Origin of the sequence: Streptomyces sp. NRRL B-1347, assembly GCF_000720325.1 — a bacterium.
Lineage (GTDB): Bacteria > Actinomycetota > Actinomycetes > Streptomycetales > Streptomycetaceae > Streptomyces.
On the sequence record NZ_JOJM01000015.1, the window covers coordinates 125,177 to 135,432 of the forward strand.

General features: G+C 73.3%; 9 protein-coding genes and 1 pseudogene. 7 read left to right on the forward strand and 3 right to left on the reverse strand.

Features of this window, described 5'->3' with window-relative positions:
* Positions 1–54 precede the first annotated feature (54 nt).
* Together IG74_RS0115910 and IG74_RS54205 are read left to right on the forward strand one after the other, a co-directional pair.
* On the forward strand, positions 55–981 hold the full coding sequence (locus IG74_RS0115910; protein WP_030676442.1) for a LysR family transcriptional regulator: 927 nt from the start codon (positions 55–57) through the stop codon (positions 979–981).
* 185 nt (positions 982–1,166) lie between these two features.
* Entirely contained in the window at positions 1,167–1,295 is a 129-nt protein-coding gene (locus tag IG74_RS54205) for a hypothetical protein (RefSeq protein ID WP_267885566.1), read from the forward strand.
* A gap of 20 nt (positions 1,296–1,315) precedes the next feature.
* Here IG74_RS54205 and IG74_RS0115920 read toward each other — a convergent pair whose 3' ends face one another.
* Entirely contained in the window at positions 1,316–2,905 is a 1,590-nt protein-coding gene (locus tag IG74_RS0115920; RefSeq protein ID WP_030676444.1) for a purple acid phosphatase family protein, read from the reverse strand.
* A 151-nt stretch (positions 2,906–3,056) separates the two neighbouring features.
* Here IG74_RS0115920 and IG74_RS0115925 point away from each other — a divergent pair, with 151 nt between their 5' ends.
* Positions 3,057–4,097 carry a 3-isopropylmalate dehydrogenase gene (locus IG74_RS0115925; protein WP_030676446.1) on the forward strand — a complete coding sequence of 347 codons (1,041 nt, stop codon included), beginning with the start codon at positions 3,057–3,059 and terminating at the stop codon, positions 4,095–4,097.
* Between the two features lie 265 nt (positions 4,098–4,362).
* On the forward strand, positions 4,363–5,469 hold the full coding sequence (locus IG74_RS0115930; protein WP_030676447.1) for a branched-chain amino acid aminotransferase: 1,107 nt from the start codon (positions 4,363–4,365) through the stop codon (positions 5,467–5,469).
* A 75-nt stretch (positions 5,470–5,544) separates the two neighbouring features.
* Here the strand turns inward: IG74_RS0115930 and IG74_RS0115935 are convergent, their stop codons facing one another.
* Complete coding sequence (locus IG74_RS0115935; protein WP_030676448.1) at positions 5,545–6,207, reverse strand: TetR/AcrR family transcriptional regulator; 663 nt, start codon at positions 6,205–6,207, stop codon at positions 5,545–5,547.
* A 123-nt stretch (positions 6,208–6,330) separates the two neighbouring features.
* On the opposite strand from IG74_RS0115935, the gene IG74_RS0115940 reads away from it, so the two are divergent.
* Positions 6,331–7,263 carry a zinc-binding dehydrogenase gene (locus IG74_RS0115940; RefSeq protein WP_030676449.1) on the forward strand — a complete coding sequence of 311 codons (933 nt, stop codon included), beginning with the start codon at positions 6,331–6,333 and terminating at the stop codon, positions 7,261–7,263.
* Positions 7,264–7,273: 10 nt separating this feature from the next.
* Here IG74_RS0115940 and IG74_RS0115945 read toward each other — a convergent pair whose 3' ends face one another.
* Positions 7,274–8,791, reverse strand: a complete 1,518-nt coding sequence (locus IG74_RS0115945) for a cytosine permease (RefSeq protein WP_078868801.1) — start codon at positions 8,789–8,791, stop codon at positions 7,274–7,276.
* 211 nt (positions 8,792–9,002) lie between these two features.
* On the opposite strand from IG74_RS0115945, the gene ureA reads away from it, so the two are divergent.
* Both ureA and IG74_RS0115955 read left to right on the forward strand, forming a co-directional pair.
* Positions 9,003–9,689, forward strand: coding sequence for an urease subunit gamma (gene ureA, locus IG74_RS0115950; protein WP_030676454.1), 687 nt, complete (start codon positions 9,003–9,005; stop codon positions 9,687–9,689).
* Positions 9,686–10,256 (forward strand): annotated as a pseudogene (locus IG74_RS0115955) (urease subunit alpha); the annotation flags it as partial. The gene ureA and the pseudogene IG74_RS0115955, both read left to right, overlap by 4 nt.

The following is a 10,256-nucleotide window of genomic DNA, read 5'->3' on the forward strand; positions in this document are numbered from 1 at the left end:
CTCATGGGCGCAGGTGACACGCCCCTCGGGGCCGGAAAGGACGAGTGGGAACGGATGGCCGGACACGACCTCGCCCCGCACGAGCTGCGGATCATCGTGGCCGTCGAGCAGGCCCGCAGCTTCTCCGGCGCCGCGACGGCCCTCGGCCTGACGCAGTCGGCGGTCTCGCACTCGGTGCGCGGCACGGAGAAGAAGATCGGCGCCGTGCTCTTCGAGCGCGGCCGCAAGGGCGCCGTGCCCACCCCGGCGGGCGAGCGCGCCACCGCCCACGCCCGCCGGGTGCTCCGGCTCCTGGAGACCCTCGCCGCCGAGGCGCGCGGCGCCGCCGCCGACGGTGGTCGGGCCGCCGTCGCCGGGCCGCTGCGCATCGCCGCGTTCCGCAGCGCCGCCCTGCACCTGCTCCCGGCCGCGCTCGCGGGGCTGCGCGCCCGCCACCCCGGCATCGAGCCCGAGGTCCGCGTCGTGCGGGAGCTGGGCCGCGGCACCGCGGGCGAGGTCGCCGACGGCCGCGCCGACCTCGGCATCGCCACCATCGGCACGACCTCGCCGATCCCGCAGGGTCTCGTCGGTGACGTGCTCGTGGAGGAGCCCTACGCGTTCGTGCACCCGGCCGGGCATCCGGACCCGCGCTCGCTGCCGCTGGCCGACTGGGCCGAGAACTGCACCTCGTACACCCGCGACTGGTGGGCGCGGCAGGACTGGCTGCCGAGGGCCAGCACGCAGACCGAGGACGACGGCGCGGTGCTCGCCCTGGTGAGCGCCGGGCACGCGATGGCCGTCATGCCCGCCCTGTCCCTCACGGGAGCGCCGCAGGGCGTGGCGGTCACCGGCCTCGGGCCCGGCCGGCCGACCCGCTCCGTGGGCTACGTCACTACGCCCGAGCAGGCCGGAACGCTCGTGGTCAGAGCCCTGATCCGGGAGCTGAGAGCGGTCGCGGCCGAGGCGGCCGTCTCAAATAGTAGGAAGCCCGAGTATTTGTAGAGACAGAGAGCCGAAGCTGTCTTAGCTTTGTAGGAGCCGAACGTCTCGCTCGATCAAGCGAACGGCGGATGTGAGCACGGCCCCGCGCAGGCGAACCCTGCGGCCCCGCTCCCCGCCCTTTCCGGCGTCTCGTAACCCTTTGCGTCCCCGTTCTCCGGATGCCTGGTTCAAGGAGTCGAATACCCATGGCCGAGACGACCGTCCGACGAGTCCGCCGCAGCCTCCGCCCCAGCGACGCCGAGCGCAAGAACGCCGCCGCCGCCCTCCAGCGGGCCCTCGACCGCAGGGACAACGGCGGCGAGACGGGGCACTGAGCCGCCCCGCCCCCTTCGCCCTACCTCCCGCGCACGATCTCGAAGTGGTCGACGCGCTCGCCGCTCTCGGCGAGCGCGGAGACCGTCAGCTTCGGATGCGCCCCGGCCGTCACCTCCACCGCGAGGAACGAGAAGCCGGTGTAGCGCACGCGTGACCACTCCACCGTGTCCGGGTCGGGCAGGCGCAGCTTGGTCCAGTGGAAGGTGAGGACCGACTCCCGGTCCCGCACGTGGCCCTCGTAGCTGTCCTTCACCCCGGCCGGGAAGCTGTAGAGGTCCTTGCCCGCGCCGCCGGCGGTGACGTACACGATGCCGTCGCGCGTCGGATCGGTCGACGCGCCGACCGGCACGGGCCTGCCGACCTCGCCGCCCTTGACGGCGTCGGTCCGCTCGTACACGTGGTTGTGGCCGTTGATCACCAGGTCCACCTGGTGCTTGGCGAACAGCGGCACCCACGCGTCGCGCACCCCGCCGTCGGAGCCGTGCGTCGCCGTCGAGTACGCGCAGTGGTGGAAGAAGACGACGACGAAGTCGACGTCGTCGTCCGCGCGCAACTCGCCCAGGCGCCGGTCGAGCCACGCGGTCTGCTTGCCGTCCGTGTAGCCCTTGTTGGCGGGGATCTCGTACGACACGTCGTTGGCGTCGAGCGCCACGACGCCGACGTTGCCGTAGCGGAACGAGTAGACGCCGGGCGCGCCCTTCGGGTCGAAGCCGTTCTCCGGCAGCGACCAGCGGGCCGACTGGCCGCCGTAGCCGTTCGGCGAGTACCAGGCCTCCATGTCGTGGTTGCCGGTCGTCACCATCCACGGCACCGACTTCGCCACCGACTCCGTCTGCGCGAGGAACGTGTCCCACACGCGGGCGTCGTACTTGTCCGTGTCCTTGCCGTGCCCGGTGGTGTCCGCGTAGCAGATGTCGCCCGCGTGCAGATGGAACGACGGGTTCTGTCCCAGGATCAACTGGTCGTTGGCGAGCGCGTGATAGCTCACGCCCTGGTCGCCGAAGGCCGTGAAGACGAACTTCTCCGGCCGGGCAGGGGCGGTGCGGAACGTGCCGAGCGTGCCCGCGCGCTCGGGCGACGCCGGGTCGAAGCCGTCGTGACCGACGCCGTAGTAGTACGTCGTGCCCGGCTCCAGGCCGTCCAGGGCCGCGTGCAGGTAGTACTGCTCGACTTCGGGGAGCTTGCGGGAGAGCGAGGGCGTGCGCAGGTCCCGCACCTCCGCCTCGACCTTCCGGTCCAGCTCCCAGGGCTTGAGGCCCACGCGCAGGTACGGGGACCGCACCGCGAGCGGCACCTGCCAGGAGACGCGCAGCTGCGTCCGCGGGTCGGCGCCGAAGGCCAGATGGCGGCCGAAGGGCGCGACGAGACGGCCGTCCACCTCCACCGGCGCGGGCGGCGACGCGAGCGGGTGCGCCGCCGTCGGACGCTCGGCGTACGCGCTGCCCGAACTGCCGGCGAGCAGACCAAGGCCGCCCGCCACGCCCGCGCTCGCGAAGGAACCGGCGAGCACCCTGCGCCGGGAGAGCCGCCCGCGCAGGTACTCGTGCTGCTCGGCCATCGTCATCTGCTGGGCGAGCCGCTCGGGAATGCCGACGTTGGGGGTGTCCATGACGTGGGAACTTCCCAGGGACGCCCAACTCCCGCCATACGCGCGGGTGAAGAGAGCGTGTCCGTGTGGTGGCGTACGCGCGGAGGGATCCGAGGTGTCCACATCGCGGACGACCCGTGTCATTGGATGGGACGAACGGTAGGGTGCCGACATGTCTCGCAGCATCAATCTCGCAGTGATCCCCGGTGATGGGATCGGCCAGGAAGTCGTGGCCCAGGGGCTCAAGGTCCTCAACGCCGTCCTCCCGCAGGATGTGAAGCTGGAGACCAAGGAGTACGACTTCGGCGCGCGGCGCTACCACGCCACCGGGGAGACCCTCACCGACGCCGACCTCGCGGAGCTGAAGCAGCACGACGCGATCCTGCTCGGCGCCATCGGCGACCCGTCCGTGCCCTCCGGCGTCCTGGAGCGGGGCTTCCTGCTCAAGCTCCGCTTCGCCTTCGACCACCATGTGAACCTGCGCCCGAGCAAGCTCCTGCCGGGCGTCGCGACCCCGCTCGCCGGGCAGCCCGAGATCGACTTCGTCGTCGTCCGCGAAGGCACCGAGGGCCCCTACACGGGCAACGGCGGCACCATCCGCAAGGGCACCGAGCACGAGGTCGCCACCGAGGTGTCCGTCAACACCGCCTTCGGCGTGGAGCGCGTGGTGCGCGACGCCTTCGCCCGCGCCCAGGCGCGCCCGCGCAAGAAGCTGACGCTGGTCCACAAGAACAACGTCCTCGCCTTCGCGGGGCACCTCTGGACCAACGTCTTCAACGCGGTGGCCAAGGAGTTCCCCGACGTCACCACGGACTACATCCACGTGGACGCGGCGACGATCTACCTCGTCACGGACCCGGGCCGCTTCGACGTGATCGTCACCGACAACCTCTTCGGCGACATCATCACCGACCTCGCCGCGGCCGTCTCCGGCGGCATCGGCGTCGCCGCCTCCGGCAACATCAACCCCGCCCGTACGTTCCCCTCGATGTTCGAGCCGGTGCACGGCTCGGCGCCCGACATCGCGGGCCAGGGCAAGGCCGACCCCAGCGCCACCGTGCTCTCCGTCGCCCTGCTCCTGCGCCACCTCGGGTACGACGCCGAGGCGACCCGCATCGAGGAGGCCGTCTCCGCCGACCTCGGCGCCCGCGGGACCGCCGCTCGCAGCACCGACGAGATCGGCGACGCGCTCGCCGTACGGGTAGCGGGCTGATCCGTCGGCAGAGCTCCCTGAGTGAGGTCTCCTTGAAGCCGCCGGGTCAGCACGCGCACCCGGCGGCTTCTCGTATGCGGTCACCGGGTGTCACCATCGGATCCCAGGGGCCGCAGATCCCACCGTTTCGTCCACGGCATCCCACGAGCGATAATCGGACGTGGGGCCGCGAAGCGGCGCACACCCGTACGCCGTGAGCACCATGCGCGTACGGCCTGAGTGAGCGCGGTCCGTCACACACGAAACCGGTGAAGGACACGCAACCATGACGACGCCCACGATCGAGCTGAAGCCCTCCTCGACCCCGGCCCAGGCCGCGGAGCGCGAGGCGGTCCTCGCCAACCCCGGGTTCGGCCGCCACTTCACCGACCACATGGTGACGATCCGCTGGACCGAGGGCCGCGGCTGGCACGACGGCCAGCTCGTGCCCTACGGCCCCCTCTCGCTCGACCCGGCGACGAACGTCCTGCACTACGCGCAGGAGATCTTCGAGGGCATGAAGGCCTACCGCCAGCCCGACGGCTCGGTCGCGCTGTTCCGGCCCGAGGCCAACGCCCGCCGCTTCCAGTCCTCCGCGCGCCGCCTCGCCATGCCCGAGCTGCCGGTCGAGACCTTCATCGAGGCCTGTGACGCGCTGGTGCGCCAGGACATCGCGTGGGTGCCGGGCCACGGCGGCGAGGAGTCCCTCTACCTGCGCCCCTTCATGATCGCGACCGAGGCGAGCCTCGGTGTGAAGCCCGCGAACGAGTACCTCTTCGTGGTCATCGCGTCGCCTGCGGGCGCCTACTTCCCCGGCGGCGTCAAGCCCGTCTCCATCTGGCTCTCCGAGGACCGCGTGCGCGCCGTCCCCGGCGGCATGGGCGACGCCAAGACCGGCGGCAACTACGCCGCGTCGCTGCTCGCGCAGGCCGAGGCCGCGCAGAAGGGCTGCGACCAGGTCGCCTACCTCGACGCCGTCGAGCACAAGTGGGTCGAGGAACTGGGCGGCATGAACCTGTACTTCGTGTACGGGTCCGCGTCCCAGGAGAAGCCGGTGATCGTGACCCCGTCCCTCTCCGGCTCCATCCTGGAGGGCATCACCCGTGACTCCCTCCTGACCGTCGCCCGCGACCTCGGCTACGAGTCCAAGGAGGCCCGCGTCTCCATCGACCAGTGGCAGGCCGACACGGAGAACGGCACGCTCACGGAGGTCTTCGCCTGCGGCACGGCCGCCGTGATCACGCCCGTCGGCACCGTCAAGGCGCAGCGCGGCGAGTGGACGCAGAGCGAAGGGCGGCCCGGCGAGGTCACCATGAAGCTCCGCGAGGCGCTGCTCGACATCCAGCGCGGCGTGCGCGAGGACCAGCACGGCTGGATGCATCGCCTGGGCTGAGCCCCCCCGTCCGACCACCGTCCGTCCGCGAAGGCCGGGCCCGGCAGCCGCTGCCGGGCCCGGCCTTCGCGCGTCCTAGTCCGCCTTGGCGTGCGCGGTGAGGGCCAGGCTCTCGGGCAGGGCCGCGCAGGCGCGGCGGAAGGCGGCGGCGAGGCCGGCGCGGGTGGCGGTGCCCGGGTCCGCCGTCCAGGTTTCGAGGCCGCGGTGCCAGGCGGCCACGAGCAGGTCGACGGCCAGGTGCGCGCGGAGCCGGTCCGGGTCGTGCGGGGCGCCGCCGAGGTCGAAGCGGCGTACGACGACGTCCAGGGCGGCCCGCCCGGTGCGGTCGCAGAAGGCGAGGCCGTGCGCGTCCATCGACGGCTGCTGCGCGGCGAGGCGACGGCTGAGCAGCACGCGGTGCGCCCACTCCGCGCCGGGCATCCGGTCGAGGGCGGCGAGCAGGGCGTCGCGGAGGAGATCGCTCAGCGGGCCGCCGTCGGGCCGCACCTCGGCCAGCTCGTCGAGGAACGTCGTCCACAGGTCCTGGAGCGGCGCCATCGCCACGTCTTCCTTGCTGGTGAAGGTGCGGAAGAAGGTCCGCTTGGACACCTCGACGGCGTCGCACAGCTCGTCGAGCGTGACGCGGTCGAAGCCGCGCTCCGTGAACAGCTCCAGGGCCGTGTCGACGAGCGCCTGCCGGGTGCGGAGCTTCTTGCGCTCGCGCAGGGAGAGGGGAGCGGCGGCTCGGGCGGTGTCCATGAAGGGAGTGTAGTCGGGTAGCCAATGCCTCTTGATGGCTTATGCCACTCAGTGGCACTATGGCGACGCCGTGCTGCTCGACGCGCACGGATCCCATGACTCCGCCCTGAAAGAGGTGCCTTCGTGCGCGCTCTGCTCGTCGACCCTTCCGCCCCGGCCGGTCTGCGCCTCGGTACCGCGCCCGACCCCGAGCCCGCCCCCCACCAGGCCCTGGTCCGCGTGACCGCGACCTCCCTGAACCACGGCGAGGTCACCCTGCTCGTGCCGGGCGCGCAGCCGGGCGCCGTGCTCGGCTGGGACGCGGCCGGGTACGTGGAGCGGGCGGCCGCCGACGGCTCGGGCCCCGCGGCGGGCACGCCGGTGGTGACGCTCGGGGAGTCCGGGGGATGGGCCGAACTCCGGGCGGTGGACACCGAGTTGCTCGGCGCCGTGCCCGAAGGCGCCGACCTCGGTGTCATCAGTACGGTGCCCGTCGCCGGAGCCAGCGCGCTGCGGGCCCTGCACCGGATCGGGCCGATCCTCGGGCGGCGCGTCCTGGTCACCGGGGCGACGGGCGGCGTCGGGCGGTACGCGGTGCAGCTCGCCCGGCAGGGCGGGGCGCACGTCGTGGCCACGACCGGGGACCCGGAAGCGCACGGGGAGCGGCTGCGGGAGCTCGGCGCGCACGAGGTCCTCGCGGACCCCGCCGACGTGGGGGAGGCCGTGGACGGGGTGGTGGACCTGGTCGGCGGGCGGCAGCTCGTCGCCGCGTACGAGAAGCTGGCGGCCGGGGGGACGCTGGTGGCCGTGGGGCACGCGGGCGGTGACGACGAGCACTTCGCGCACGGCGTCCTCTACGGCGACCTGGGGCGGCACGACCGGTCGGTCGTGAGCTTCTTCCTGCTCGGCGGGGGCGCCCCGCTGGGCCGTGACCTGGCGTGGCTGGCCGGGCGGGTCGCCTCCGGCGGGCTCGACGCCGGGGTGGCGTGGCGGGGCCCCTGGACCGAGGCGGCCGCGGCGGCGGGGGCGCTGAGCGAGCGGCGCCTGCACGGCAAGGCGGTCCTGGACCTGGCGTAAGCCCGGGTGTTCAGGCCCGTCCGGCGTTCGAGGACGAGGGCGGGGACGAGGCGTTCGAGGGCGAGGGCGAGGGCGAGGGCGAGGGCGAGGGCGAGGCCGCAGGCCGGTCGGCGGGGGCGTCAGGGGGCGGAGTCCCCTCGGCTCGGGGCGGGGGGGGCCCGGGGTGCGCCGCGTAAGCGGCGCCGCCCACCACCCCCGACAGCAGGAAGCTCACGTCCACCCCGCCCGTGAGGCCCAGCAGCGGCCCCTCGTAGGAGGGGAGGGACACCGAGAGCAGGCCCACCGCCGCGCCCAGCGCCCACGCGCCCGTGGCCCACGGGTTCCAGCCGCCCCGGAACCAGTAGATCCCGCCCCGCGCGCGGCGGTTGAAGACCTGGAGGGCGTCCGCGTCGTACGCGCCCCGGCAGCGCGCGAAGCCGATGAGCGTGATGACGGCCCAGGGCGTGCCGATGGCCGTGAGCAGCAGCACGAAGGACGTCATCGCGTCCTGCGCGGCCCAGGCGAAGTGCCCGGCGAACACGCACCCCGTGGCGACGGCCGCCACGGCGCAGGTGGCCCGCGCCCGCGACGCCCGCGGCACGATCGCGTCCAGGTCGAGCCCCATCGAGTACAGCATCAGGCCCGCGTTGCCGACGGACCCGGCGGACGCGGCGAGCAGCAGCGGCACCAGGTACCAGCCGGGTGCCGCCGCGACCAGCGGCCCGGCGTAGTCGAGCGCCGCCTTCGCCGCGTACGCCGTGAACGTGCCGAAGAGCTGCGGGACCAGGAGCCCCGCGACCAGGCCCAGACAGGTCGCCCGCAGGACCGGTCCCGAGGCGTGCCGGGCGGGGGACACGTACCGGGTGTAGTCGCCGAGCAGGGTGATGAAGGCGATGGGTCCGGACAGGCCCGCGGCCACCAGGGCGAGCGTCCAGGTCGGCCAGAAGGAGCCGAGGGCGTAGCCGCCCGCTCCGGGCAGCGCGGCCGTGGTGAAGTCGGGCGCGTACGCCGCGACGCCGAGGGCCAGGAGCGCCGTCATGGCGAAGGCGAGCACGCGGGACAGGCGCAGCAGCACCCGGTAGCCGTACACCGCACCGGCCACCGTGGCCGCCGCGAGCAGCGTGTAGACGACGGCGTAGGTGAACCCGCCGGTGGGCAGCCCGCACAGCCGGTGCAGGGTGCCCACCATCACGTCGCCGCCGATCCACAGGGTCAGCGCGGTGTAGCCGAGCGAGAGCAGCAGCCCGACCACCGAGCCGACCAGACGGCCGCGGACGCCGAACTGGGCGCCGGACGACGTGGACAGGTTCGTGCCGGTGCGCAGCGAGACGAGGGCGAGGGGCGCGGTCAGGGCGGTGCCGACGAGCGTGCCCGCCACCACCGCCGTCACCGACTGCCACCAGCCGAGGCCGAACGACACCGGCAGCCAGCCGAAGACGATCACTCCGAGGCAGAGGTTGGAGCCGAGGAGGATCGTGACCACGTCCCGCGGGCCGCTGGTGCGCTCCTCCTCGGGGATGGTGTCGACTCCGCGCTGTTCGATCGGCATGAAGGGCCCCTGACGCTGTCGCTCGACGGAAGAAGGAATGGGCGAAGGGTTGGGCGAAGGGCTGGGCGTACGGTGTGGGCGTACGGTGTGTTTGAGTGGCGTTCAATGTGGGGTATGCCGCAGCGCGGCGTCAATGGGTGAAGCTTCCGCGTTCTCGAATCTTTGCTTAGAGTGTCGTTCAAATGTGCGGCAGGGATACGAGGTGCCTGGCATGCGACTGACCCCCACCGAACGCGACCGGCTGCTGCTCTTCGGCGCGGCCGAGCTCGCCCGCGCCCGCAGGGCGCGCGGGCTGCGGCTCAACGTCCCCGAGGCGACCGCGCTCATCGCCGACACCGTGTGCGAGGCGGCGCGCGACGGCTCCCGGCTCGCCGAGGCCATCGAGCGGGCCCGGTCCGTGCTCGGCCCGGACGACGTGCTCCCGGGCGTCGCGGACGTGGTGACCGAGGTGCACGTGGAGGCCGTCTTCGACGACGGCTCCCGGCTCGCCGTCGTGTCCCGGCCGATCGGCGGCGACGGCGCGGGCGACCGGGCGCCGGGCGCCCTGCTTCCGGGGCCCGCGCACGCGGAGCCCGCCCCCGTCGTCGCCCTGACCGTGCGCAACACCGCCACCGTCCCGGTCTCGGTGACCTCGCACTTCCACTTCTTCGAGGCCAACCCCCGGCTCGACTTCGACCGGGAGGCCGCGTACGGCATGCGGCTCGCCGTCCCCGCCGGATCCTCCGTGCGCTTCGGTCCGGGGGAGCGCGTCGACGTCGGGCTCGTGCCGATCGGCGGCGACCGCGTCGCGATCGGCTTCGCCGGTCTGGTCGACGGCGCGCTCGACGCGCCGGGCGCGAAGCAAGAGGCCCTGCGCAGGGCCGCCGCCTGTGGCTACCTGGGAGCGACCGCACGATGAGCATCGATCCGCACGCCTACGCCGCCACGCACGGACCCCGCGCCGGGGACCGGGTCCGGCTCGGCGACTCCGGCCTGACCGTCCGCGTCGAGTCCGACGCGCAGCGGTACGGCGACGAGTTCCTCGCCGGATTCGGCAAGACCGCCCGCGACGGACTGCACCTCAAGGCCGCCGCGGTCCGCGACACCTGCGACGTCGTGATCAGCAACGTCCTCGTCATCGACGCGGCGCAGGGCATCAGGAAGGTGTCCATCGGCATCCGCGAGGGCCGGATCGCCGCGATCGGGCGGGCCGGGAACCCGGACACCCTCGACGGCGTGGACGTCGTCGTCGGCACCGGCACCTCGATCGTCTCCGGCGAGGGGCTCATCGCCACCGCGGGAGCCAACGCCTTCGACGCCTGGCCCGTCAACATCGGCTTCCTGGGCCGGGGTTCGTCATCGGACCCGGCCCCGCTGATCGAGGCCCTCGCCGAGGGCGGCGCGAGCGGCTTCAAGGTGCACGAGGACATGGGCGCGCACACCCGCGCCCTCGACACCGCGCTGCGCGTCGCCGAGGAGCACGACG